Source organism: Curtobacterium sp. NPDC087080 (assembly GCF_044745105.1).
GTDB lineage: Bacteria > Actinomycetota > Actinomycetes > Actinomycetales > Microbacteriaceae > Curtobacterium.
This window is the reverse complement of record NZ_JBIUZP010000001.1, coordinates 768,084-793,292: the sequence shown is the minus strand read 5'-3', so window position 1 is coordinate 793,292 and position 25,209 is coordinate 768,084. Positions and strand designations below refer to the sequence as shown.

Annotated in this window: 21 protein-coding genes; 17 read left to right on the top strand and 4 right to left on the bottom strand. The window is 72.7% G+C overall.

All coding sequences use genetic code 11. The annotated features are described in order from the left end of the window. Positions 1–270 precede the first annotated feature (270 nt). Both ACIPEQ_RS03680 and ACIPEQ_RS03675 read left to right on the top strand, forming a co-directional pair. Positions 271–1,206, top strand: a complete 936-nt coding sequence (locus ACIPEQ_RS03680; RefSeq protein ID WP_402714095.1) for a J domain-containing protein — start codon at positions 271–273, stop codon at positions 1,204–1,206. Then, positions 1,206–1,571, top strand: coding sequence for a hypothetical protein (locus ACIPEQ_RS03675; protein WP_402714094.1), 366 nt, complete (start codon positions 1,206–1,208; stop codon positions 1,569–1,571). Before ACIPEQ_RS03680 ends, ACIPEQ_RS03675 begins: the two co-directional genes overlap by 1 nt. Here ACIPEQ_RS03675 and ACIPEQ_RS03670 read toward each other — a convergent pair. Next, positions 1,565–1,927 carry an RNA-binding S4 domain-containing protein gene (locus ACIPEQ_RS03670; RefSeq protein WP_126890736.1) on the bottom strand — a complete coding sequence of 121 codons (363 nt, stop codon included), beginning with the start codon at positions 1,925–1,927 and terminating at the stop codon, positions 1,565–1,567. The two genes, ACIPEQ_RS03675 and ACIPEQ_RS03670, sit on opposite strands and share 7 nt — an antisense overlap. A gap of 51 nt (positions 1,928–1,978) precedes the next feature. On the opposite strand from ACIPEQ_RS03670, the gene ACIPEQ_RS03665 reads away from it, so the two are divergent. Together ACIPEQ_RS03665 and ACIPEQ_RS03660 are read left to right on the top strand one after the other, a co-directional pair. Next, the gene (locus tag ACIPEQ_RS03665; RefSeq protein ID WP_402714093.1) at positions 1,979–2,314 is read left to right on the top strand and encodes a hypothetical protein; all 336 of its coding nucleotides are present in this window, start codon (positions 1,979–1,981) and stop codon (positions 2,312–2,314) included. 105 nt (positions 2,315–2,419) lie between these two features. Then, positions 2,420–3,577, top strand: coding sequence for a hypothetical protein (locus ACIPEQ_RS03660; RefSeq protein ID WP_402714092.1), 1,158 nt, complete (start codon positions 2,420–2,422; stop codon positions 3,575–3,577). A 74-nt stretch (positions 3,578–3,651) separates the two neighbouring features. Here ACIPEQ_RS03660 and ACIPEQ_RS03655 read toward each other — a convergent pair whose 3' ends face one another. Then, positions 3,652–5,142: a S1C family serine protease gene (locus ACIPEQ_RS03655; RefSeq protein ID WP_402714091.1), complete on the bottom strand. Its 1,491-nt coding sequence runs from the start codon at positions 5,140–5,142 to the stop codon at positions 3,652–3,654. A gap of 188 nt (positions 5,143–5,330) precedes the next feature. On the opposite strand from ACIPEQ_RS03655, the gene ACIPEQ_RS03650 reads away from it, so the two are divergent. From ACIPEQ_RS03650 to ACIPEQ_RS03620, 7 genes are all read left to right on the top strand, one after another. Next, the gene (locus ACIPEQ_RS03650; RefSeq protein ID WP_402714090.1) at positions 5,331–6,383 is read left to right on the top strand and encodes a FecCD family ABC transporter permease; all 1,053 of its coding nucleotides are present in this window, start codon (positions 5,331–5,333) and stop codon (positions 6,381–6,383) included. Next, on the top strand, positions 6,380–7,360 hold the full coding sequence (locus ACIPEQ_RS03645) for a FecCD family ABC transporter permease (RefSeq protein WP_402714089.1): 981 nt from the start codon (positions 6,380–6,382) through the stop codon (positions 7,358–7,360). The genes ACIPEQ_RS03650 and ACIPEQ_RS03645 overlap by 4 nt, the downstream gene beginning before the upstream one ends. A gap of 470 nt (positions 7,361–7,830) precedes the next feature. After that, positions 7,831–10,257, top strand: a complete 2,427-nt coding sequence (locus ACIPEQ_RS03640; RefSeq protein WP_402714088.1) for a glycosyltransferase family 2 protein — start codon at positions 7,831–7,833, stop codon at positions 10,255–10,257. Next, positions 10,257–11,855 carry a chitinase gene (locus tag ACIPEQ_RS03635; RefSeq protein WP_402714087.1) on the top strand — a complete coding sequence of 533 codons (1,599 nt, stop codon included), beginning with the start codon at positions 10,257–10,259 and terminating at the stop codon, positions 11,853–11,855. Before ACIPEQ_RS03640 ends, ACIPEQ_RS03635 begins: the two co-directional genes overlap by 1 nt. 192 nt (positions 11,856–12,047) lie before the next feature. Further along, positions 12,048–12,527 carry an FHA domain-containing protein gene (locus tag ACIPEQ_RS03630; protein ID WP_126890729.1) on the top strand — a complete coding sequence of 160 codons (480 nt, stop codon included), beginning with the start codon at positions 12,048–12,050 and terminating at the stop codon, positions 12,525–12,527. Then, positions 12,527–13,231: a MerR family transcriptional regulator gene (locus tag ACIPEQ_RS03625; protein WP_402714086.1), complete on the top strand. Its 705-nt coding sequence runs from the start codon at positions 12,527–12,529 to the stop codon at positions 13,229–13,231. The genes ACIPEQ_RS03630 and ACIPEQ_RS03625 overlap by 1 nt, the downstream gene beginning before the upstream one ends. 199 nt (positions 13,232–13,430) lie before the next feature. Next, a complete protein-coding gene (locus ACIPEQ_RS03620; protein WP_258375423.1) occupies positions 13,431–13,991 on the top strand; it encodes a MerR family transcriptional regulator in 561 nt (186 codons plus the stop codon). A 598-nt stretch (positions 13,992–14,589) separates the two neighbouring features. Here the strand turns inward: ACIPEQ_RS03620 and ACIPEQ_RS03615 are convergent. Continuing rightward, on the bottom strand, positions 14,590–15,402 hold the full coding sequence (locus ACIPEQ_RS03615; RefSeq protein ID WP_402714085.1) for a ParA family protein: 813 nt from the start codon (positions 15,400–15,402) through the stop codon (positions 14,590–14,592). 60 nt (positions 15,403–15,462) lie between these two features. On the opposite strand from ACIPEQ_RS03615, the gene ACIPEQ_RS03610 reads away from it, so the two are divergent. The 3 genes from ACIPEQ_RS03610 (at position 15,463) to ACIPEQ_RS03600 (ending at position 19,673) form a co-directional block, all read left to right on the top strand. Beyond that, positions 15,463–18,873 (top strand): pyruvate carboxylase, encoded by a 3,411-nt coding sequence (locus tag ACIPEQ_RS03610; protein ID WP_402714084.1) that lies wholly within the window; start codon positions 15,463–15,465, stop codon positions 18,871–18,873. 1 nt (position 18,874) lies between these two features. Further along, positions 18,875–19,378, top strand: coding sequence for a peptide deformylase (locus ACIPEQ_RS03605; RefSeq protein WP_126890726.1), 504 nt, complete (start codon positions 18,875–18,877; stop codon positions 19,376–19,378). 166 nt (positions 19,379–19,544) lie between these two features. Next, a complete protein-coding gene (locus ACIPEQ_RS03600; protein ID WP_274542763.1) occupies positions 19,545–19,673 on the top strand; it encodes a hypothetical protein in 129 nt (42 codons plus the stop codon). A 110-nt stretch (positions 19,674–19,783) separates the two neighbouring features. Here ACIPEQ_RS03600 and ACIPEQ_RS03595 read toward each other — a convergent pair whose 3' ends face one another. After that, complete coding sequence (locus tag ACIPEQ_RS03595) at positions 19,784–21,631, bottom strand: AMP-dependent synthetase/ligase (RefSeq protein ID WP_402714083.1); 1,848 nt, start codon at positions 21,629–21,631, stop codon at positions 19,784–19,786. A gap of 211 nt (positions 21,632–21,842) precedes the next feature. Between ACIPEQ_RS03595 and ACIPEQ_RS03590 the strand changes: the two genes are divergently transcribed. The 3 genes from ACIPEQ_RS03590 (at position 21,843) to ACIPEQ_RS03580 (ending at position 25,125) form a co-directional block, all read left to right on the top strand. Next, complete coding sequence (locus ACIPEQ_RS03590) at positions 21,843–22,796, top strand: ROK family glucokinase (protein WP_058729214.1); 954 nt, start codon at positions 21,843–21,845, stop codon at positions 22,794–22,796. 41 nt (positions 22,797–22,837) lie between these two features. Continuing rightward, positions 22,838–23,560 (top strand): 1-acyl-sn-glycerol-3-phosphate acyltransferase, encoded by a 723-nt coding sequence (locus tag ACIPEQ_RS03585; protein WP_126890724.1) that lies wholly within the window; start codon positions 22,838–22,840, stop codon positions 23,558–23,560. A 221-nt stretch (positions 23,561–23,781) separates the two neighbouring features. Beyond that, the gene (locus tag ACIPEQ_RS03580; protein ID WP_402714214.1) at positions 23,782–25,125 is read left to right on the top strand and encodes a class II 3-deoxy-7-phosphoheptulonate synthase; all 1,344 of its coding nucleotides are present in this window, start codon (positions 23,782–23,784) and stop codon (positions 25,123–25,125) included. Positions 25,126–25,209 lie beyond the last annotated feature (84 nt).

Sequence of the window (25,209 nt, the reverse complement as noted above, 5' to 3'; positions counted from 1 at the left end):
CGCCGCCGGACACCACGGCGTCTCGACCGGCGGACGGCGTCTCGCCCTGACGCCGGCGTCTCGGGCAGGGATCCGGCTCGTCGAACCACGGCGTCTCGCCCTGACGCCGGCGTCTCGGGCAGGGAACCGGCTCGTCGAACCGCGGCGTCCCGCACAGACGCCGGCGTCTCGCGCACGCGACGCACACGCCGGACGTGCACCGAGCCTCCCGGGAGCTCCCAGCGTGCACGCGGCGGACTCCGATCCTGCAGCCGGTAGTGTCGCAGGGCCATGACCGACAGCCCGGCCGACGCCACCCCGTACGAGGTCCTCGGCGTCCCCGCGACCGCCGACGACGACGAACTCCGTCGCGCCTACCGTCGGGCCGCCCGCGAGACGCACCCCGACCTCGGCGGTGACGCCCGGCGCTTCCGCCAGGTGCAGATCGCGTGGGAGCGCATCGGGACGCCGGCCGCTCGTCGGGCGTACGACGCGGGATCGCGGGCCTCGGCACCCCGGACCCCGTCCGGCTCCTCGGTGTGGGCGCACGACGACGGCGGCACGTTCGCACCCCCGACGGCCCGGCGCGACTCCCGGCCCCGGGCGCGTTCGCACGGACACCCGGGTGGTCGGTCCCGCGAGGTCTTCCTGCAGGCCGAGCGCGAGTGGGTCGGCCTCGGCGACCCGATCGAGGACCCGTACGACCCGGCACTGGTCCGTTCGGCACCGCGCCACATCCGACGACTGCTCGCCGAGGCCCTGGCCGAGGAAGCCACGGCGTCGATCGTGTCCGAGATGGGCATCGGCGTGTCCGTGTGGCACGACCTCGACGCCGGTGCCGAGGGCAAGCTCGACCACGCGGTCCTCACCCCGAGCGGGCTCTGGGCCGTCGAGTCGATCGACTGGGGTGCGCCGGTGCGCATCGAGCACGGGGAGATCGCCGGCGAGACCCTCGCGCCGGGGGAGCGTCCGGTCAAGGAACTCGTGCGGGCGGCCCGGGCGGTGCAGAAGCAGACCCGTGTCAAGTTCACCGGGCGCCTGATGGTCGTCCCGGACTCCGCCGTCGACGAGGACGTCCAGGTCGTCGGCCCGGCGCGGAAGCCCACCGCGCTCGTGGTCCGGCGGAGCGCCCTCGGGCAGGTCCTGAACGGGGTGTTCTCCCCGGAGGGCTCCGTCGACGTGTTCGAGATCCGCGACCGCCTGCAGCAGACCGTCCGCTTCGTCTGATGCGTGAGGAGGTCGTCGTCGAGGTCGGCGGCTGGGAGCACGAGTGCTGCGGCCCGGCACACGAACTCGACACCGTCGCGTCGTTCACGGCTCTCGGGCCGGGCCCGCGCTACGACGAGTCCCGACACCACGAGACCCCGGACGGCATCGTCGAGCTCCGCGGACGCATCGTGGCGCTCTTCGCGGTCACCGAGCACGGAACGCGCGTCGGCGTGCAGCGCATCCCCTCTGGCCGGGCGCTCCGCGGGTTCGACGAGCACGATGACGGTCATCTCGAAGCACCGTGGACCGGCGAGCCGGTCACGGTCGAGGCCGACCACTTCGAGGTCGTCCTCGACCGGTACGTCCCGCAGACCCGTCAGTAGCCGCGGAGCTTCTCGAGGTCGCGGCGCTCCCGCTTGCTCGGACGCCCGGCACCGCGGTCGCGGGTCGGGACGAAGCCGGCCTCCTCACGGGGGAGTCGGGGCGGGGTCCGGTCCTCGAAGTGCTTCGCCGCCTCGATCGCACTCGTGCGCTTGAGGATGATGCCCCGGACGACGACCACGCGGTCGAAGCCGTGCTGGCGGACCCGGACCTCGTCCCCGGGGCCGATCGGCTGCGCCGGCTTCGCGCGCTCGCCGTTGACCCGGACGTGGCCGGCCTTGCACGCGCTGGTCGCGGCGGAGCGGGTCTTCGTGATCCGCACCGCCCAGATCCAGCTGTCCACGCGCGCCTTCTCCATCCCACCACCCTAGGCGGACCGGCCCTGCGAGCAGCCCCCTACGCTCGACCCGTGCAGGAACCGCGGCAGCCGGACCCCGACGGACAGCTCCCCGACGGCCAGGCCCCCGACGGCCGGCTCCCGGTCGGTGGCGCTCCCGGTGGGCAGGACGCCCTGGCTCGAGCGCTGGCGCTCGGCGTGCTGCGCGACGCGTCGCTCGGCGACCGGCTCGTGGTGCGGGCACGGCTCGGGGACGGCGCACAGGACGCCCTCGGCACGCTGGTCGCACGCACCGCCGACACACTCACGATCGAGACCCGACGAGGACCGGTCGAGGTCCTGCTCGCCGACGTCGTCGCTGCGAAGCCGGTGCCCCCACCACCCGCGCCGCGCCCACGCCGACGCTGACCGGCACGGCACGGCCGCGGCCCCCGGAGCCCGTCGCAGTCCGGCGGCGCTCATCACCGGCGAGCCGTCTCCGTCCCCGCAGGCGCCGCCACGTAGCCTCGACCAATGGCCGTCCCCGTCCCGCTCGGCACCGAGGACCGAACCTCCCGCCTGACCCTCCGTCGTCCCGACCGCTGGCGCCGCGAGGACGCTCCGCAGGCCGACCTCCGCCTGACCGGTGACGACGTCGTGCTGGCCGTCCGCTCCCGCCCCTCGGAACGGACGATCGCCGAGGAGCACACCAGCCTGCTCGAACGCCTGCCCGGGTCGGTCGACGGCCTGCGGCTCATCGGCTGCGACCCCTGGACGACCGCCGGTGCACCGGCCCGCCTGGTCGAGTACGTCCGCCCCGACGAGGAGGGCGACGTCGCCGGTGCCCACCTGCTCTTCGTCACCGGTCGGCACCGTGTCGACCTGACGATCGAGCGGCCGCTCGCCCGGATGCTCGCGACCGACGACCTGGTCTCGGCCGTGCTCGAGTCCGTCCGCGCGACCGAGCCCGCACCGTCCCGCCCGCAGCGTGAGCTCGAGGCGCTGCCGGTCGCCGTGCCGGTCCCGCAGCTCGACGGGACACACCTCGGAGCCGATGCGCTGCTGACCCTCCGCAGCCTGGCCGGACGCCGGTGGGACCCGATGCTCCTGCGCTCGCCCGCCGGGCGCGAACTCGTGCAGACGGGGCTCGTCGGCCGCCTCGGGACGCTCCCCGAGCCCACGCAGGAGCTCATCGCCCCGTGGGCCGACGACACCCAGCCGGTCACCCTGGAGCAGCGCCTGCCCGACGGACGGACCACGCGCCTCCAGGCCTGGTCGGAGACCGTCGTGGACGGGACGGACGAGACGGGCGGCACCGTCGCCCGGCTGCCGGTCGAGCGCGTGGTCGCGCTGGCGGCCGGGAGGCTCGGCATCCGCCCGTCGTGGACCTTCCCCTTCCGCACGGGGGCGCTCGACGCGGACCTGCTGGCCCGCAGGACGGGTGGCGCCGGGACCGCTCCCGACCTGCCGGCGGCCGTCGCGGAGGCCGACCCCCGGCTCGCCCGCTTCTGGTCGGCGCCGTGGACGGTCTCGTCGATCCGTCGGCCGGGACGACCGACGCCGGTCGTCGTCGTGCACGCCGAGGGGATCGGCTTCGCGCGGATCGGACGCACGGAGGCCGGGGAGACGGCCTTCCGGTCCGACTCCCCGGCCAACGTGTACCGGTCCCTCGTGCGGGCGCTGCTGGGCTGACGACGTTCCGGTACACTGCGCCCGCTGGGCCAACGTGTACCGGTCCCTCGTGCGGGCGCTGCTGGGCTGAGCTCCTAGGCGGCGGGGCCCGCGGTCAGCGTCACCGTCACGGTGTGCGGCGCGCCCGTTGCGTCGGTGTAGCCGATCTGCACGCGGTCGCCGACGGCGTGCGAGCGGATCGCCGACGTCAGCGCGTCGTTGCTCGTGACGGACGTGCCGTCGATGCTCGTGATCGTGTCGCCGGCGACCAGACCCGCCGCTGCCGCGCCCGAGCCGTCGACCGTCCCGGCGACCGGGACCCCCGCGGTGGTCTGCGTCGTCGCGCTCGATGCGACCTGGACACCGAGGAACGCCGGCAGGCCGATCGTGACGGTGTCCGAGGACTCCCCGGCGAGGATCTTGTCGGCGATCGCCTTCGCGGTCGTGATCGGGATCGCGTACCCGGTGACCTCGGCGGACCCGGACGACGCCGCGGTGGCCATGCCGACGACCTCGCCCTCGCTGTCGAGGACCGGACCGCCGGAGTCGCCGGGGACGATCTGCGCGGCGACCTGGATCAGGCCCTGCAGTGACTCGGTGCCCGTGCCGGACTCACTCTGCACCTGGATGTCCTGGTCGAGCGCGGTGACCGTGCCCGCGGCGGCGACGAGGTTGCCCGTGCCCTCCGCGTTGCCGACGTCGGTCACGGCGTCACCCGTCGACGGTTCGCCGTCGTCGTCGAGCGTCACCGTGGACAGGCCGGATGCGTCCTGCAGCTTGAGCACCGCGACGTCGTGCGTGGCGTCGGTGCCGACGACCTCGGCCTGGTACTGCTTGCCGGTCGTCTCGTCGGTGACCTTGATGCTCGTCGCACCCTGCACGACGTGGTTGTTCGTCAGGACGAAGCCGTCCGAGGTGAGGACCATGCCGGTGCCCGCGGCCTGCGACGAGGCGTCGTAGTTCATCACGGTGTCGATCGTCACGACGCCCTTCTTCTGCGCGGCGGTCGCCGGGGTCGCAGCGGTCTGCGTGCCCGTGCCCGTACCGGAGCCGTCGCTGCCGCTGCCGCTCGTGCCGTCGCCGCCCGAGCCGTTCCCGTAGCCGGGGACGGTGAAGCCGTTCGTGCCGCCGCTCGTGCCGGAGTCGCCGCCGGGCAGCGTCGTCGTGCCCTGCGACTGGCTCGACGTGGTCGTGGTGCCCTGCGAGGACAGCCCGAGCGCCGTGCCACCGGCCGCGCCGATGATCGCGAGCGCCGCGACACCGGAGCCGATGACGAGTCCGAGCCGCCGCGGTCGCTTCGCCCCGGGGTGGTTCGCGGCAGCAGCGCCCGAGGTCCAGCCCCAGGAGGTACTGCCGGTCGTCGTGCTCGCGGTGCCGGTCGTCCCGCCGAGGGCCGCGCTGCCGACCAGGTAGGGGCCACGGCCGTCCGGGGTGTAGGCGTACGGCCCCGAACCGTCGGTGCCGTACAGCCACGGGCCGCTGCCGTCGAAGGCGTAGGCGGGGCGGAGGGTGTCGCGGTCGGCGTGCGGGGCCTCCCCGCCGGGGCGGTCGGTCGCGCGCTGGTCGTCGGCGGGGTTCTCGTTCATCGGTGCTCTCCGGTCGTCCCTCGACCACCCGGGGGTGGCGGTGTGCTCCTCGACGACCCGGTCGGGTGTCGACGGAGACCAGTACAGGAGCCGAACCCATGACGACCCTATGAACGGGCCCTGTGGCTGCTCCGGGCTTCCTCGGGGGCCGCCGAACGAGGTGCGGGATTAGGCTTGCCGCACCTCCCATGCGCGCGTCCTCACCCGTCACCCCCGCCGTCCGGCCCCGCCCGGCACCCGCCACGCGGTCCCGCCTCGTCGGGGCGGCGCTGCTCGCGGTCGCCGTGCTCGTGGTGGCCGTGGCGCTCTCCGTGGCGTTCGGCTCGCGCCCGATCCCGCTCGGGACCGTCCTCGACGTCGTCCTGCACCCGCACCGGGACGACGAGGTGGGTCTCATCGTCCTGGGCAACCGCGTGCCTCGCACGATCGTCGGGCTGCTGGCCGGCGCCGCGCTCGGGGTGGCCGGCGCCGTGATGCAGGGGGTGACCCGGAACCCGCTCGCCGACCCGAGCATCCTCGGCATCAACGCGGGAGCGGCCCTCACCGTCGTCGTCGGCATCGCGGTGTTCGGCATCAGCGGGACCGCCGCCTACCTGCCGTTCGCCTTCGTCGGTGCCGGACTCGCGGCACTGCTCGTCTACGGCATCGCCGCCGTCGCCCGTCGCGGCCTGTCGCCGGTCGGGCTCGCGCTCGCCGGGGCGGTCGTCGCCGCAGCCCTGTCGTCGATCACGACGGCGGTCCTCGTGTCGAGCCAGAGCCTGCTCGACCAGCTGCGCTTCTGGCAGGTCGGTGCGCTCGCCGGGAAGGACCTCGGCACCGCTGGCGTCGTCGCGGTCCCCGTGCTCGTCGGGCTCGTCGTGGCCGCGGGGCTCGGGCGCTCCCTCAACACCCTCGCGCTCGGTGACGAGCTCGCCGCGTCGCTCGGCCAGCGGGTCGTCCTCGTCCGTGTCGTGGGCGGAGTCGTGACGGTCCTGCTCGCGGGGTCGGCGGTGGCGGCCGCCGGTCCGATCGCGTTCGTCGGCCTCGCCGTGCCGCACGCCGTCCGCCGGCTGAGCGGACCCGACCAGCGTTGGACGATCCTCCTGTCCGCCCTCGTCGCACCCGCGCTCCTGCTCGTCGCCGACGTGATCGGCCGGGTCGTCGCGTACCCGGGGGAGCTGCAGGTCGGCATCGTGACCGCGCTCATCGGCGCACCGGTCTTCATCTGGCTGGTGCGGTCGCGGGTGGTGACCGGCCTGTGACGGCGGTCCGCCGCGAGCTCGCCGTCCTCGGCGCGGTCCTCGTGCTCCTGGTCGCCCTCGTGCTCGTCGGGCTCGGGGTGGGGGAGATCCCGCTCTCGCCGCTGCAGGTCGCGGGCGCGCTGGTCGGCCACGGTGACACCGTGTCGGACTTCGTGGTCGGGCAGCTCCGCGGGCCCCGGGTCGCCGGTGCCGTGCTGGTCGGGGCGGCCCTCGGTGCGGCCGGCGGCATCGTGCAGAGCGTCGTCCGCAACCCCATCGCGAGCCCCGACGTCATCGGCATCACCTCCGGCGCGAGCGCGGCCGGGCTGACCGCGATCGTGCTGTTCGGGGCGAGCGGCGGCGTGCTCTTCGGGTCCGTGGTCGTCGGCGCCGTGCTCGTGGCGGTCGTGATCGCCGCGCTCTCCTGGCGCCGGGGCATCACGGGCAACCGTGTCGTCCTGGTCGGCATCGGGGTCGCCGCGATCTGCCTGAGCGTCACCGGCTGGATGCTGACCGCGGGCACCGTCCAGCAGGCGGGCACCGCGCTCCTCTGGCTCTCCGGCAGCCTGAACGCCGTCGACCGGACGCTCGTCGGCATCCTCGCGGTCGCCGTCGTCGTGCTCCTGGCCGCCGCCCTCGCGCAGTCCCGGCGGCTCACGGTGCTCGCGCTCGGCGACGAGGTGGCCGCCGCCCTCGGCCTCCGCCCCGAGCGGGCGAAGGTGCTCCTGCTGCTCACCGCGGTCGGCCTGACCGCGGGTGCGGTCGCGACGGCCGGTCCGGTCGCGTTCGTCGCGCTGATGGCCGCGCCGATCGCGCGCCGCCTCGTCGGCAACGGTCGCGTCGCACTCGGTGCGGTCGCCGCGGTCGGCGCCGTCGTCACCCTCGCGAGCGACCTGGTGGCGCAGTTCGCGATCCCCGGCAACGCGCTGCCGGTCGGCGTGGTCACGGGTGTCGTGGGCGCGCCCTACCTGCTCTGGCTGCTCGCCCGCGGGCGGTAGGCGCCGCACCCGTCCCGGGCACGACTGGCCCTTCCGGGCGTGCCTGGTCGTTCCGGGCGTACCTGGTCGTCCTGGAACGCCAGGTTCGCCCGTTCCGACCCGGTACCGCGCGTGTCCTGGGAAGGAACGGGCGCACGGAACGGGCGTCGTGGCGGACGGGAGGCGCGGTGCGGGCCGGTGCCGCGCCTCCCGTCCGTCACGTGGTGGCGTCGCGAGACGGCACCCGCCGTCCGTCGGCCGGCGGCGTCGGGCGACGGCGCCGACCGACTCGACCCAGCGGCCCGTGCGGGGATCCGCGCCGCGGCCACGCGATGCCGCACGCCGCTGCGTGATCCCGCACACAACCGCCCGGACCCCCCGTACGGGTGTCGGCGTCCTGCGCGATCCCTCGTACCGTCGTCCCGACCGACCGGACCCCCGACAGCGCCCGACCCGACGGAGCGCTGGTCCGGAAGGAACGAAGGACTGCCATGCCCGAACCGTCTGCCGGCGCACCGATGCGCCGTCGTCAGTGGGGGGCCGAGCGCCGGACCCGTCCGCTCGACACCCTGCACGCACGCCCCTCCGACCGCAAGCTCGTGTCCGGACGCGTGGCGATCATCCTGACCATCGCCTTCTGGCTGGCGTACGTCGTCTACACCGTGATCCGCCAGTTCCTCGACTACGGCACCGAGAGCTTCCGCTTCACCACCGAGGCCGTCTCGTACCTCGTGGTCGTCACCTTCCTGACGTTCTCCGCGCTCATGCACCTGGTGGCCCGCCAGGGCGCGATGGAGCGCTTCGCGACCCACGTCCGCGTCCCGCGCGCCGAGCTCGACCGGCACTTCGCGACCGGCCACGACGCCCCCATGACCGTCCTCGTGCCGAGCTACGCCGAGGAGCCCGACGTCGTCGCGACCACCCTCTGGTCGGCGGCGCTGCAGGAGTACCCGTCCCTGCGGATCGTCCTGCTGGTCGACGACGCCCCCTTCCCGTCCGACCCGGCGACGCTCGACAAGCTCGAGCGCACCCGAGCGGTCGCGGGCCGCATCCAGGCACAGCTCGATGCCCCCTCGCGTCGGTTCCAGGAGGCGCTGTTCTCCGCCGAGGTCGAGGCGGACGCGGCACCGTTCGCCAGCACGCACGCCCTCCGGACCCTCGTCGAGCACCACCGCTGGGCCGACGCGTGGCTCCGTCGGAACGCCCGCGAGCACGAGGTCGCCGACCACGTCGACCGCTTCTTCCACGACCAGGTGCTCGTCGGGCTCGCCGACGAGTTCCGCCTCACCGCCGAGGCGCTGGAGGCTGCGATCGCCGATGCCGTCGCACTCGGGCAGGACTTCAGCGAGGTGACCTCCGCCCGGGCGCTCGAGCTGCAGCGCCGCCTCGCGTGGACCTTCACGGCCGAGCTCACCACCTTCGAGCGCAAGCGGTACGTGAACCTGTCCGACGAGGCCAACAAGGCGATGAACCTCAACGCCTACATCGGCCTGATGGGCGGGGCGTACGCGTTCGACGAGACCGCGTCCGGCACGGTCCTGCGCACCGTCGCGGACCCGGCAGCGGCCGACCTCGTGGTGCCGGCCTCGGACTACCTCCTGACGCTCGACGCCGACTCCGTGCTGCTCCGCGACTACTGCCTGCGCCTGGTCTACTTCCTCGAGCAGCCGGAGAACGCCCGGGTCGCGGTGACGCAGACCCCGTACTCGTCCTTCCGCGGTGCCGCCACGCGCATCGAACGGCTCGCGGGGGCCACCACCGACATCCAGCACATCCTCCACCAGGGGATGTCCCGCTACGACGCCACCTTCTGGGTCGGGGCGAACGCCGTCATCCGCACCCAGGCGCTCCGCGACATCGAGGAGGTCGAGACCGTCGGCGGCTTCGAGGTGAAGCGCTACGTGCAGGACCGCACCGTGATCGAGGACACCGAGTCGAGCGTCGACCTGGGCATGCACGGCTGGACGCTCGTGAACTACCCGGAGCGGCTCTCGTACAGCGCGACGCCCCCGGACTTCGGGTCGCTCGTCGTCCAGCGCCGCCGCTGGGCGAACGGGGGGCTCCTCATCCTGCCGAAGTACGTCCGGCAGGTCCGCGAGCGCCGGGCCCGTGGCGAACGGGTCGGTCTCGTCGAGATGGCGCTCCGCGTCAACTACATGGCGTCGATCACCTGGGCGTCGTTCGGCCTCGTCTTCCTGCTCGCGTACCCGTACGACTCGCGCCTGCTCAGCCCGATGGTGCTCCTCGCCGCGCTGCCCTACTTCTGGCTGCTGTCGAGCGACCTGGAGTACTGCGGGTACAAGCGCACGGACGTCTTCCGCATCTACGGCTTCAACCTGATCCTCACGCCGGTGAACGTCGCGGGCGTGCTCAAGAGCATCCAGCAGGCCCTGACGGCGAAGAAGATCCCGTTCGCCCGGACGCCGAAGGTGCGGGACCGCACCGCCTCGCCGGCGCTCTACGTCCTCGCGCCCTACGCGATCGTCGCGTTCTCGGTCTTCACCTTCGTCCGCGACTACGGCGCGCAGAACTGGGGGAACGCGGTCTTCGCCGCCTTCAACGCCCTCCTCGCCACCTACGCGATCGTCGCCTACATCGGCGTGTGGAACTCCGTGGTCGACCTCTGGCTGTGGGCCACCCGCTGGATGTACTACGACCCCTCGGCGCGCGCGGCCCGTCGTGCCGTCCGCCGTGCTGCTCGTGCCGACCGTCGGCACGGACGTCGTCGTGGCGGCGTCCGACCCGTCCCGGAGCCGGTCACCGAGGACTGGCACGCGGTCCTGTACTTCGGCCACGGCGGCGGCAACCTACCCGTCCGCCACGACGCCGACGTCGTCGGTGCGGCCGACGTCCGCCCGATCTCGTCCACCACCCCGGCCGGCTCGACCGGCCCCCGCCAGGAACGGAGCGCAGCCTGATGTCGACGACGAGACGACTCTCCCCGGTCCGGGTCACCATCGCGGTCGTGGTCGCCGCCGCCGTCTCGGTCGCCGGGTACGCCGGCTTCGACCGCTGGCACGCGGCCCGGGCGACCGAGCGGGAGCCGGCGTGGTTCGCGGCCTACACGGACGTCACCGCGACGCCGGCCTTCGCGTTCGAGGACGTCAAGTCGGCGAAGGGACGCAACGTCATGCTGTCCTTCGTCGTCGCCGACCACGACGACGCCTGCTCGCCGACGTGGGGGTCCTACTACTCACTGCAGGGTGCGGCGGACCAGCTCGACCTCGACCGCCGCGTCGCCCGCCTGCAGCAGCAGCACGGCGAGGTCGGCGTGTCGTTCGGCGGTCTGTCCAACGACGAGCTCGCCACCACCTGCACGAAGGCGTCCGACCTCCTCGGTGGCTACCGGAAGGTCGTGGACCGCTACGACCTGTCGACCGTCGACTACGACGTCGAGGGCGACGACCTCACGAACCGCGCCGCGGGGGAGCGTCGCGCGAAGGCGGTCGCGGCGCTGCAGGACGAGCGCCGGGCAGCCGGCCACCCCCTCGCGGTGTGGCTCACCCTGCCGGCAGCACCCTCGGGCCTGACGTCGGACGGCACGACCGCCGTGGCGCAGTTCCTCGCCGCCGGTGTGGACCTCGCGGGCGTCAACGCCATGACGATGGACTACGGCGAGGCGAAGGGGTCGAGCCAGAGCATGTACTCGGCGTCGGTGCAGGCGCTGCAGGAGGTCCAGCGGCAGCTCGGCGTCCTGTACCAGCGAGCGGGCACGCCCCTCGGTGACGGCACGCTCTGGCACAAGGTCGGCGCGACCCCGATGATCGGGCAGAACGACGTCCGTGACGAGGTGTTCTCGCTCACCGACGCCCGGAAGCTCAACGCCTGGGCGCGTGACCGCGGGTTGGGCCGGATGTCGATGTGGTCGCTCAACCGCGACACCACGTGCGGCTCGAACTACGTCAACCTGTCGACCGTGTCGAACTCGTGCTCCGGGGTCGACCAGCACGGGGTGCTCTTCGCCGACGTGCTCGGCAAGGGCTTCGGCGGTGGGATCGTCGCCGCGGCCTCCGACGTGACCGAGGCCGAGCCGTCCGCGACCGAGCAGCCCACCGACGACCCGAAGACCAGCCCCTACCCGGTCTGGGACCAGGACGCCTCGTACCTCGAGGGCACGAAGGTGGTCTGGCACCGCAACGTCTACGAGGCGAAGTGGTGGACGTCGGGCGACCTGCCCGACGACCCGGTGCTCAGCGCGTACGAGACGCCGTGGCAGATCATCGGACCGGTCCTGCCGGGGGAGAAGCCCGTGGAACCGCTCACCCTGCCCGCAGGGGCCTACGCCGCGTGGTCGGGGACCACGCAGTACGACACGGGAGCGCGCGTCCTGTTCCAGGGGATCCCATACCAGTCGAAGTGGTGGAACACGGGCGACAGCCCCGAGGCGTCGACGAGCGACCCGGACGGGTCGCCCTGGGTACGGCTGAAGGACGCCGAGGTGCGCCGGATCCTGGACGGGCTCGCCTCCGGGGAGCCGGCTCCGTCAGCCACCGCGACGGCGACGCCCGCGCCCTGATCGCGCACTCCCGCGACCACGTTCCGGACTGGAGGCACGGTGCAGGCCCGCCCCGTGCCTCCCGTCCGTGAGCTGGGTCGCGTCGGTGTGTTCGCTGTGCGCGTGCTCCCGAGTTGTCCCCAGCCCCGTTCGGGGCTCCCGCGAGGTCACCCGTTTCCGATACGCTGGTGCGCCAAGAGGAGGAGGTCCACGATGCCAGAGCCAGTGGTACCGCAGCCGGGCGGTCAGAAGACTCCGGAACAGCGGCTGGTCGACACCACCCTGACCTTCAGCATGGACATGGGGACGGCCCTGACGGCCGAGTCCGGTGTCTCGACCGAGGAGCGCGAGGCGATCAACGCCCTGCCCTCGGGTTCGGCGCTGCTGGTGGTCCGGCGTGGCCCGAACGTCGGCGCGCGGTTCCTCCTCGACTCGGACGTCACGACGGCCGGTCGACACCCCGACGCCAGCATCTTCCTCGACGACGTCACCGTGTCGCGCAAGCACGCGCAGTTCCTGCGCCACGGCACGGCCTTCAGCGTCAAGGACAACGGGTCGCTGAACGGCACCTACTTCGACGGCGTCCGCATCGACGAGGCGCTGCTCACCGACGGTGCCGAGGTGCAGGTCGGCAAGTTCCGCCTGACGTTCTACGCATCCCGGGTCGACCTGGCGCGCCTGGCGACCGCGTAGTGGCTGCGCGGTCCGCCGCAGCCCGGGCCGGTGCTGCGGTACCGGACCTGCTCACCATCGGGCAGGTCATCGCCCGGTTGAAGCCCGAGTTCCCCGACCTGTCGAGCTCGAAGCTCCGCTTCCTCGAGGAACGGGAGCTCGTCACACCGATCCGCACCGCGAGCGGCTACCGGAAGTTCTCGGCGGCTGACGTCGAGCGGCTCCGCATCGTGCTCGGGTTGCAGCGCGACCACTACCTGCCGCTCAAGGTCATCAAGGACTACCTCGCCGACCTCGATGCCGGTCGCGAACCCGTCCTGCCCGGTGGCGGCGACGCCCCGAAGCCGTCCATCCTCGGTCGAGAGCGCCGGTACACCCGCGACGAGACCGTCCGTGCCGCGGGTGCCTCACTGATGCTCCTGACCGACGCGGTCTCGGCGTCGTTGCTCCCCGCCGCGGACACCTACGGCGACGATGCCGTGGCCGTGCTGAAGGCCCTCGTCGAGCTGCAGCGCACCGGGATCGAGCCGCGACACCTGCGCACGATGCGCGGGGTCGTCGAGCGCGAGGTCGGGCTGATCGAGTCCGCGCTCATGCCGGTGTCCCGCCGGGGCGATGCCACCTCGCGGGCGAAGGCGACGGAGCTCGCGCGTGAGATCGCCGGACAGCTCGAGGTCGTCCGGTCCAACCTGGTCCGCGCGGCGATCGGTCGACTCGACGCATGAGCGTCCTCCGGGCGACTCCGAGCGCGCGGGTGACCCCTGTCGACCGTCGGCGGTCGGGGCGTATCCTCGACACGCCGGACGCGCCGGTGCGGATGTGCCGGGCAGACGCTGCCCGAGTCGCTACCGTGGACCTCGGAACAACTCTCAACCCGTCGTTGAACCTTCTGGTGAGAGCTCGAACGTCGTGGAAGGCATGCACATGAGTGGGACTGACACCCCCGGTACCGAGTCCGAGATGACTCGGTACGACCTCGGCCTGCTCTTCACCGACGGTCTCCCCGAGCACGACGAGCAGAACGGCTACCGCGGCACCGTCGCCGCCCGAGCAGCCGGCATCTCGTACCGCCAGCTCGACTACTGGGCCCGCACCGAGCTCGTGCAGCCGACCATCCGCGGCGCCGCCGGTTCCGGATCGCAGCGGCTCTACGGCTTCCGCGACATCCTCGTGCTCAAGCTCGTCAAGCGTCTCCTCGACACCGGCATCTCGCTGCAGCAGATCCGCACCGCGGTGAACCAGCTCCGCGAGTCCGGCGTGTCCGACCTGGCCCAGACGACGCTGATGTCCGATGGCGCGTCGGTCTACCTGTGCACCTCGGACGACGAGGTCATCGACCTGGTGTCCCGCGGCCAGGGCGTGTTCGGCATCGCCGTCGGCAAGGTCCTGCGCGAGGTCGAGAGCTCCCTGGTCGAGCTCGACGCGACCCCGGCTGCCGACCCCGCCGACGAGCTCGCCGCCCGCCGGGCCACCCGCGCGTCCTAGCCCCTCGGCCCGACTCGCTGGCGCCCTCGGCGCCGCCCGGAGTCAGCCGCTCCGTCGAGCGTGCACGATCTGTCACGCTCACGCCGCCCCGACGACGTTTCGAACCCGCACGGCGTCCGATGCACGGCGTGTCTCGCCCGCTCGGTGCGGCATGGTCGACGGCACGTCCGGCGTTCGGAGCCGGGAGCCGGGAACCGGGAGCCGGCCGCGGAGGTGCGGCGATCGACCTCCGAGTCAGCACGGCCCGTGGTTCCGGGCGCACGACTTGCCGCACGTGTCTGTCGTGGTCGCACGACGTGCCGCTCAGTTCCCGCGCCGACGGCATGTCGTGCGACCACGACGGACGGGAGCCCCGGCCGACCTCGGTCAGCCACGGTCCAGACGTACGAAAGGCCAGACGTGCGACGGCTCGGACGTGCGACGGGTCGAGCAGGCGCCGACCCGAGCGGGCAGGACACGCCGCGGGGTCGTCGTCGCGCGGGCAGGGATCGTCGCTCGCGGCCGCCGAGCGTGACCGATGTGGCCCGCTCGACGGGCGCGGGTGCCGCCGAGCGTGACGGATGTCGCCCGCTCGACAGGCGACGCGGGCCGGCAGGGCCTAGGCGGCGCCGCCCTCGGCGTAGGGACCGATCTTGCCCGTGCGCATGATGCGCTCGAGCAGCTGGTCGAAGTTCTTCGCCATCTCCTGCGCGGACTCGCCGGGCCACACGTGCAGGGGCTTCGCCGCGCCCTGGGCCTGCTGCAGCGACGTCCGCTCGGGCAGCTGCGGCGAGAGGACGAGCGGCCCGAACATGTCCCGGAGCTCCTTGATGCGGAACTGGTGCTCCAGGGACTGCACGCGGGCCCGGTTCACGATGATGCCGAGCGGCTGCAGGCGGGGGGAGAGTCCGCGGCGGATCTCCTCGATCGCGCGGAGGGCGCGGTCAGCAGCGGCGACGGAGAACAGGCCCGGCTCGGTCACGACGGTCACACGGTCCGAGGCTGCCCATGCGGTGCGGGTGAGGGCGTTCAGCGACGGGGCGCAGTCGATGAGGACGAGTTCGTAGTCCTGCTCGACGTTGGCCAGCGCTTCCTCGAGCTTCCAGATGTCCCGGATGGAGGGGTGGGGGCCGTCGAAGTTGATGGCGGACGGCGATCCGACGAGCACGTCGACCTTGCCCTGCGAACCCTTCGTCCACCCGGACGGGGCGATCGCCTGGCGGACGACCTTCTCCTTCGGGTTCTCGAGGACGTCGGCGACGTTGAGGTGGCCGGAGATGTCGATGTCGAGGCCCGTGGAGACGTCGGACTGCGGGTCGAGGTCCACCACCAGCGTGCGCAGTCCCTTGGCGAACGCGGCCGAAGTCAGGCCGAGCGTCACCGTCGTCTTTCCGACACCACCCTTGAGGGAGCTCACGCTGAGTACATGCACGGTGAGCCACGTTACCGCCAGTAGGGTTGTGACACCTCAACCCGGGCTGAAAGGGACGTCGTGTTCAGCAAGATCCTCGTGGCGAACCGTGGCGAGATCGCCATCCGCGCGTTCCGTGCCGCGTACGAGCTGGGTGCCCGAACGGTCGCCGTCTACCCGCACGAGGACCGCGGGTCGCTGCACCGCCTCAAGGCCGACGAAGCGTACGTCATCGGCGAGCCGGGGCACCCGGTGCGGGCCTACCTGGACGTGTCCGAGATCATCCGCGTCGCCCGCGAGTCGGGCGCCGACGCGATCTACCCGGGGTACGGCTTCCTGTCCGAGAACCCGGACCTCGCCGCGGCGGCGGCAGAAGCCGGCATCACGTTCATCGGACCCGGCGAGCACGTCCTCGAGATGGCGGGCAACAAGGTCACCGCCAAGGAGCACGCGATCGCGGCGGGCGTCCCGGTCCTCGCGAGCACCCCGCCGAGCCGTGACGTCGACGAGCTGCTCGCCGGCGCCGACGCGATCGGGTTCCCGGTCTTCGCGAAGGCGGTCGCCGGTGGTGGCGGTCGCGGGATGCGCCGGGTCGAGACGAAGGCCGAACTGCGCGGCGCGCTCGAAGCGGCGATGCGCGAGGCCGACAGCGCGTTCGGCGACCCGACGATGTTCCTGGAGCAGGCCGTCCTGCGTCCGCGGCACATCGAAGTGCAGATCCTCGCGGACGCCACGGGCACGGACGCCGGCACCATCCACCTCTTCGAGCGCGACTGCTCCGTGCAGCGCCGCCACCAGAAGGTCGTCGAGATCGCTCCGGCGCCGGACCTCGACCCGGCCGTCGCCGCCGCGCTCCACCGTGACGCCGTCGCCTTCGCCCGGTCGATCGGCTACGTGAACGCCGGCACCGTCGAGTTCCTCCTCGACACCGAGGGCGAGCGGGCGGGTCAGCACGTCTTCATCGAGATGAACCCGCGCATCCAGGTCGAGCACACCGTCACCGAAGAGGTCACGGACGTCGACCTCGTGCAGTCGCAGATGCGCATCGCCGCGGGGGAGACCCTCGCCGACCTCGGGCTGTCGCAGGACACCGTGTCCGTGCACGGTGCGGCGCTGCAGACGCGCATCACGACCGAGGACCCGACGCAGGGCTTCCGGCCGGACACCGGGCGGATCACGACCTACCGGAGCCCGGGCGGCGCCGGCGTCCGCCTCGACGGCGGCACGGTCGCGACGGGTGCGCAGATCAGCCCGCACTTCGACTCGATGCTCGCGAAGATGACGTGCCGCGGGCGGGACTTCCCGGCGGCCGTGGCCCGGGCGAAGCGCGCCCTCGCCGAGTTCCGCATCCGCGGCGTGAGCACGAACATCCCGTTCCTGCAGGCCGTGCTCGACGACCCGGACTTCGCGCGCGGCGACGTCTCGACGCAGTTCATCGAGGAGCGTCCGCAGCTGTTCGGCGGGCACGTGTCGAAGGACCGCGGCACGAAGGTGCTCGGGTGGCTCGCCGACGTCACGGTCAACAAGCCGAACGGCGAGCGTCGCCCGCAGACCGTCGAGCCGAGCGAGAAGCTGCCGGCGGTCGACCTGTCCGTCGCGCCGCCGCCCGGCCAGCGCGAGCTGCTGCAGCGCGTCGGCCCCGCCGAGTGGGCACGAGCCCTGCGCGCCCAGACCGCCCTCGCCGTCACCGAGACGACGATGCGCGACGCCCACCAGTCCCTGCTCGCCACGCGCGTCCGGACGAAGGACCTGGTCGCCGTCGCGCCGCACGTCGCCCGGCTCACCCCGCAGCTGCTGAGCGTCGAGGCGTGGGGCGGGGCGACCTACGACGTCGCCCTCCGCTTCCTCGGCGAGGACCCGTGGGAACGCCTGGCGGCGCTCCGTGCGGCGATCCCCAACATCCCCGTGCAGATGCTGCTCCGCGGGCGGAACACGGTCGGCTACACCCCGTACCCGACCGAGGTCACCGACGCCTTCGTCGCCGAGGCCGCCGCGAGCGGCGTCGACGTCTTCCGCGTGTTCGACGCGCTCAACGACGTCAGCCAGCTGCGCCCCGCCCTGGAGGCCGTGCTCGCGACCGACACGGCCGTCGCCGAGGCGGCGCTCTGCTACTCCGGCGACCTCCTCGACCCGGCCGAGGACCTCTACACGCTCGACTACTACCTGCGCCTCGCCGAGCAGATGGTCGAGGCCGGCGCGCACGTCATCGGCATCAAGGACATGGCCGGGCTGCTCCGCGCCGGCGCCGCCGAGCGGCTCGTCGCCGCGCTGCGCGAGCGGTTCGACCAACCCGTGCACGTGCACACCCACGACACCGCGGGCGGCCAGCTCGCCACGCTCCTGGCGGCGAGCCGGGCGGGTGCCGACGCGGTGGACGTCGCGGCGGCGCCGATGGCCGGCACGACGAGCCAGCCGAGCATGTCCGCACTCGTGGCGGCGCTGGCGCACACCGAGCGCGACACCGGGCTCGACCTGGCCGCGGTCGGCGCACTCGAGCCGTACTGGGAGGCGGTCCGTCGCGCCTACGCGCCGTTCGAGTCCGGTCTGCCCGGCCCGACCGGCCGCGTCTACCAGCACGAGATCCCCGGCGGGCAGCTGTCGAACCTCCGGCAGCAGGCGATCGCGCTGGGCCTCGGCGACCGGTTCGAGCAGGTCGAGGACTGGTACGCGGCGGCGAACCGCATCCTCGGTCGCCCGACCAAGGTCACGCCGTCCTCGAAGGTCGTCGGCGACCTCGCCCTCCAGCTCGCAGCGGTGGGGGCCGACCCGGACGACTTCGAGCAGAACCCGCAGCAGTACGACATCCCGGACTCGGTCGTCGGCTTCATGGCCGGCGAGCTCGGCGACCTGCCGGGCGGCTGGCCGGAGCCGTTCCGCTCCAAGGTGCTCGAGGGGCGCGAGGTGCACCTCGGGACGACCCCCGTGCCGGAGTCCGAGCGCGCCGCCCTCACCACCCCCGGCCCGGAGCGGCAGCAGGCCCTGAACCGACTGCTCTTCCCGCAGCCGACCCGGCAGTTCGAGCAGGTCCGCGAGCAGTACGGCGACCTGTCCGTCCTGCCGACCCTCGACTACCTCCACGGCCTGCGCCCCGGGCAGGAGCACGTGGTGCCGCTCGGGCGCGGCGTGGAGCTGCTCGTCGGGCTCGAGGCGATCGGCGAGGTCGACGAGCGGGGCATGCGCACGGTCATGACGACGTTGAACGGGCAGCTCCGCCCGGTCGCCGTCCGTGACCGCTCGGTCGAGGTCGAGACGAAGGCCGCCGAGCAGGCGGACCCGTCCGACCCGAAGCACGTCGCCGCACCGTTCTCCGGTGTGGTGACGCTCAAGGTCGCCGTCGGTGACGTCGTCCGGGCCGGTCAGCCCGTGGCGAGCATCGAGGCGATGAAGATGGAAGCGGCCATCACGGCGCCCGTGTCGGGCACCGTCGGCCGTCTCGCGATCCCGGCGACCCAGCAGGTGGACGCCGGCGACCTCCTGGTGGTGCTGCAGTAACGTGACCGTCCGTCCCATCCGCCTGTTCGGCGACCCCGTCCTCCGTTCCCCTTCGGACCCGATCGCGCCCGACGCGCTCGGTTCCCAGGGCGTCCGCGACCTCGTGCAGGACCTCCTCGACACGGTCCGGGAGCCCGGCCGTGCCGGTGTGGCCGCGCCGCAGATCGGTGTCGGCCTGCGCGCGTTCTCGTACAACGTCGACGGCGAGGTCGGGTACGTGCTCAACCCCGAGGTCGTCGAGGTCCGGGGCGAGGTCGAGCTGATGGACGAGGGCTGCCTGTCGGTGCCCGGCCTGTCCTACCCGACCCCGCGCTCCCCGTACGCGAAGGTCCGCGGCGTCGACGTCGACGGGGCCGAGGTCGTGCTCGAGGGCACCGGGCTGATGGCTGAGGCGCTGCAGCACGAGGTCGACCACCTCGACGGCACCGTCTACGTGATGACCCTCGACCCCGAGGTCCGCCGCGGCGCGCTGCGGGACATCCGCGCGCAGACCTGGTTCCACTGATCGTCCACCGGCGTCCCCGGGCGGCCGGAACGCAACGGGACGGGCCGCTCTCGGCGAACAGGGCGTGACACCCCTTCGCGGGATTGTCCGGACATCCCCGTCGCGAGGTACCGTGTCCGCGTCGGCTTCCCACCGACACGGCTCCCACACCCTCAGGACACCCAGCATGACCGTTCAGAACGACGAGCTCAGCTCGCACCGCACCCGCACCAACCGCCGCCCGGACCCCGCACCGACGACGTCGTCGGTCGCCGTCCTCGACGCACCGGAGGCACAGCAGGCCCCGGAGGCCTGACCCGGCACGCGGCCGCGTCCCCTCGTCGCGTCGCGCACCGCGCGCAGACGACACACGGGAGGCCCGGTGTCGGTCCGTCGGACCGGCACCGGGCCTCCCGTCCGTCGTCCCTACGCGCGGCCCCGGCGTCGTGACGCGACCACGGGGGTGGCCGTGGTCTGGACCTTCGACCCGGAGTAGATGTGCTCGACGTCCGCGGCGAAGTCGCGCAGCACGACCGCGCGCTTGATCGTCAGCTTCGGGGTGAGGTGGCCCGATGCCTCCGTCAGCTCGGTGTCGACGATGGTGAAGGACCGCACCGACTCGGCGCGGGACACGCGCTGGTTCGCGGTGTCCACGGCCTCCTGCACGGCGACGTGCACGCGCTCGTCGTAGGCGGCCTCGCGGGGCGTGAGCGCGGGGGAGATACCGCGGGCCTCGCACCAGCCGGGGAGCATCTCGCGGTCGAGCGTGACGAGCGCCGCGACGAACGGCTTGCCCTCGCCGACGACCACCACCTGTCCGACCAGCGGGTGCTCGCGGATGCCGTCCTCGAGCGGCGCCGGGGCGACGTTCTTGCCGCTCGCCGTGACGATGAGTTCCTTCGCCCGGCCGGTGACGGTGAGCACCTCGTCGGCGTCGAGCCGGCCGAGGTCGCCGGTGCGGAACCACCCGTCGGCGAAGGCCTTCGCCGTCGCCTCGCCGTTGTGCCAGTAGCGGTCGAACACGTCGACGCCGCGGATCAGGATCTCGCCGTCGTCGGCGATGCGCACCTCGACACCGGGGAGCGCCCGGCCGACCGTGCCGATCCGCAGCTCGTGCGCCCGGTTCACGGTCGCGGGCGCCGTCGTCTCGGTCAGGCCGTAGCCCTCGAGGATGTGGACACCGATCGAGCGGAAGAAGTGCGAGAGGCGTGGCGAGAGCGGTGCGGAGCCGCTGATCGCGTACTGCACCCGGCCGCCGATCGCGTCGCGGAGCTTGGCGTAGACCAGCCGGTCGAACAGGGCGAACCGGAGCTTCAGCCCGAGCGGTACCCGACCGGCAGCGACCGCCTCGGAGTGCGCGACCGCGACGTCGGCCGCGGCGCGGAAGATCCGACCCTTCCCGCCCAGGTCGGCCTTCTGCTCGGCGGAGTTGTAGATCTTCTCGAACACCCGCGGGACGGCGAGCAGGAAGGTCGGTCGGAAGGTCGACACCGCCCGCATGAGGTCGCGCGTGTCCGGCTCGTGGCCGACGAGCACGCCGGTCGAGATCGACATCACCGCGATGAACCGGGCGAACACGTGGGCCATCGGGATGAAGAGCAGCGTGGAGGACCCGTCGGCGACGACCTCGGGCATGGCCTCGGTGGCGCCCTCGACCGTGCCGGTGAAGTTGTCGTGGCGGAGGACGCAGCCCTTCGGACGCCCGGTGGTGCCCGACGTGTAGATGATCGTCGCGTCGTCGTGGCCGTGCACGTCCGCGGTGCGGGCGTCGAGCTCGGCGTCGGTGACGGTCTCACCGAGCCGGACCAGGTCGTCGAGGCCGCCGCCGTCGATGGTCCAGTGCTGGCCGAGGTGCGGCAGGTCCGGGGCGATCGAGGCCACCCGGCGGGCGTGCTCCTCCTGCTCGACCACGATCGCCACGGTCTCGGAGTCCGACAGGATCCAGCGGACCTGGTCGGGGGAGCTCGTCTCGTACACCGGCACGGAGACGAGCCCGGCGGTCCACACGGCGAAGTCGACGAGCGTCCACTCCATCCGGGTGCGGGACAGGATCGCGACATGGGCACCCGGTTCGAGCCCGGCGGCGACGAACCCCTTCGCGATCCCGCGCACGCGGGCGAGGGTGTCGGCGGCGCTGACGGTCGTCCAGGTGTCGCCGTGCCGCTGGGCCAGGATCGCCCGGTCGGGCGTCCGACGTGCCCGGTCGGACAGCAGTCGGGCGGCGGAGCCGTGGTCGGGTGCGGAGGTGGGTGCGGGCTGCCGCTGATCGTTCACGGTTGACTCCCTTGTCGGCCGGTTCGATACGAGGACGCCTCGGCGATGAGACGTCACCGCCAGCATACGGGCGGGACGCCGGGCTCCCGCGCGGTTCGCAGCACCTCGTCAGCCACTCGCGCACCCGCTCGGGTGGCGCGGCTGCCCGGCCGGTGGCTCCGCCCCGTCACGGGTTCGGCGTCCCGACGGGGAGACGGTAGGCTCGTCGCTCGTGCATGCCATCGGAATCGACATCGGGGGCACCAAGATCGCGGGAGCGGTCGTCTCGGAGCTCGGCGAGATCCTCGCCGAGGACCGCGTCGCCACCAACGCGGCGGACCCGGACGCCATGCTCGACGACGTCGTGACGATGGTCACGCGCCTGCGAGCAGCCCACGACGTGGGAGCGGTCGGTGTCGCGGCACCGGGCTTCATCGACGCCTCGCAGTCGATCGTCTACTACACGCCGAACATCCGGTGGCGGAACGAGCCCCTGCGGCAGAAGCTCCAGGAGCGCCTCGGTGACCTGCACATCACCGTCGACAACGACGCCAACGCGGCCGGGTGGGCGGAGTTCCGCTTCGGTGCCGGACGGCTCGTGTCCGACATGACCATGCTCACGATCGGCACCGGTGTCGGCGGCGCGATCGTGACCGAGGACCGGCTGTTCCGCGGCGGCTTCGGCACGGGCGGTGAGATCGGGCACCTGCGGATCGTCCCGAACGGCCTGCCCTGCGGCTGCGGCGCCCGCGGCTGCATCGAGCAGTACGGCTCCGGCCGCGCCCTGCAGCGCATGGCGAACGACGTCGCCGACGCCGGTGGCATCGGTTCTGCGCTCGCGGACGCCCGCGAGCAGAACGGCGGCCAGCTCGACGGGAAGATCGTGGGCGACCTGATCCTGGCCGACGACCCGGGCGCCCTCGCGGCCCTCCGTCGCCTCGGTCGCCACCTCGGTGAGGCCTGCGCGTCGCTGTCCGCCGTGCTCGACCCGCAGCTCTTCGTCTTCGGCGGCGGCGTCGCGAGCGCCGGTGACCGTCTCCTCGAGCCGATCAAGCAGGCCTACCTGAACAACCTGCCGGCGCGCGGCTACCACCCGGAGCCCGACTTCGTGATCGCCGAGCTCGTGAACGACGCCGGTGTCGTCGGCGCCGCCGACCTCGCCCGCATCCACGCCCGCACGGCGTAGGGTCACCCCGACGGAACGCGCGTCCCGAACTGGAGTCGACGATGACCTACTGGCTGCTCAAGAACTTCCTGCTCGGCCCGCTCATCCTCACCCTCTTCCGGCCGTGGGTCATCGGCCGTGAGCACGTCCCCGCGAAGGGGCCGGTGATCTTCGCGTCGAACCACATCTCGTTCATCGACTCGGTGATCCTGCCGGCGGTGCTCGACCGTCGTCTCTCGTTCCTGGCGAAGAGCGACTACTTCACCGGTCGCGGGCTGAAGGGCTGGGCGACGAAGACGTTCTTCAACGCCATCGGGCAGCTGCCGATCGACCGCTCCGGCGGCAAGGCGTCCGAGGCCTCGCTCCACACGGGGCTCCAGGTCCTGGCGCGCGGCGAGCAGCTCGGCATCTACCCCGAGGGCACCCGCAGCCCGGACGGCAAGCTCTACCGCGGTCGCACCGGCATCGCCCGCATGATCCTCGAGGGTCGGGTGACCGTCGTGCCGGTCGCGATGGTCGGCACGCGCGAGGTGCAGCAGATCGGCCAGAAGTTCCCGAAGTTCAAGCGCGTCGGCGTCGTCTTCGGCAAGCCGCTCGACTTCTCGCGGTTCGAGGGCTTCGAGACCGACCGCTTCATCCTGCGCAGCGTCACCGACGAGGTCATGCACGAGCTCGCCGGGCTGAGCCGTCAGGAGTACGTGGACGTGTACGCGACGAGCGTGAAGGAGCGCGCCAGCAGTGCGCGCGAGCAGGTCATGAGGGACCGCCGGACGCCCACGGCCTGACGGACCACCGTCGCCGCTGCCCCCGCGTCACGCGGGAGCGACCGGCCCGGCGCTCCCGCGTCACGCGGGAGCGACCGGTCCGGCGCGGACGGTAGGATCTGAGGACTCCGGCCCCGGCCGGCCCGGCCTGCGTGCAGGCCGTCCGCTCCCCGCCCGACCCAGAACACCGAGGTACCGCCTTGATCGAGTCGACCGACGTCGTCGCCCTGCAGGATCCGGACGTGATCGAGGGCCTCGACCACTGGCGGACCCTGCCGATCAAGCAGCAGCCGACGTGGCCCGACCGTGCTGCGGCCGAGGCCGCCTCCGCCGAGATCGCGACGCTGCCGCCGCTCGTCTTCGCGGGCGAGGTCGACAAGCTCCGTGAACGGCTCGCCGCGGCGGCCCAGGGCAGGGCGTTCCTGCTGCAGGGCGGCGACTGCGCCGAGACCTTCGCGGGCGCCACCGCGGACTCGATCCGCGACCGCGTGAAGACGATCCTGCAGATGGCCGTCGTGCTGACCTACGGTGCGTCGATGCCGGTCATCAAGATGGGCCGGATGGCGGGGCAGTTCGCCAAGCCGCGGTCGAGCGACTTCGAGACGCGCGGCGATGTGACGCTGCCGGCGTACCGCGGCGACATCGTGAACGGCTACGACTTCACGCCGGAGAGCCGCGAGGCCGACCCCCGTCGCCTGGTGCAGGGCTACCACACGGCCGCGTCGACGCTGAACCTCGTGCGCGCCTTCACCCAGGGCGGGTTCGCCGACCTGCGGCAGGTGCACTCGTGGAACAAGGGCTTCGCCTCCAACCCGGCGAACGCCCGCTACGAGCACCTCGCGAAGGAGATCGACCGCGCGATCCGCTTCATGGACGCCTGCGGTGCCGACTTCGAGGCCCTGAAGCACACCGAGTTCTACGCCTCGCACGAGGGGCTGCTCATGGACTACGAGCGCCCGATGACCCGGATCGACTCGCGCTCCGGTCAGGCCTACGACACCTCCGGCCACTTCATCTGGATCGGCGAGCGGACCCGCGACATCGACGGCGCGCACGTGGACTTCCTGTCCCGCGTGCGGAACCCGATCGGCGTGAAGCTCGGCCCGACGACGAGCGTCGACGACATGAAGGCCCTGGTCGACGCGCTCGACCCCGAGCGCGAGCCCGGGCGCCTGACCTTCATCACGCGCATGGGTGCCGGGAAGATCCGCGACGAGCTCCCGAAGCTGCTCGAGGCGATCAAGGGCATGGACGCGAACCCGCTGTGGGTGACCGACCCGATGCACGGCAACGGGCTCACCACGCCGACCGGGTACAAGACGCGCCGCTTCGACGACGTCGTGGACGAGGTCCTCGGCTTCTTCGAGGCCCACCGGCAGGTCGGGACCTACCCGGGCGGGATGCACGTCGAGCTCACCGGCGACGACGTCACCGAGTGCCTGGGCGGCTCCGAGCAGATCGACGAGGCGACCCTCGCGACGCGGTACGAGTCGCTGTGCGACCCGCGGCTCAACCACATGCAGTCGCTCGAGCTCGCCTTCCTGGTGTCCGAGGAGCTCAGCGCACACCCCTACCAGCGGCCGTAGGCGCGACCACACGACGGACGGGAGGCGCGGTGCCGGCTGGCACCGCGCCTCCCGTCCGTCCGTACCGGCGTCCGTCCTGCTCGG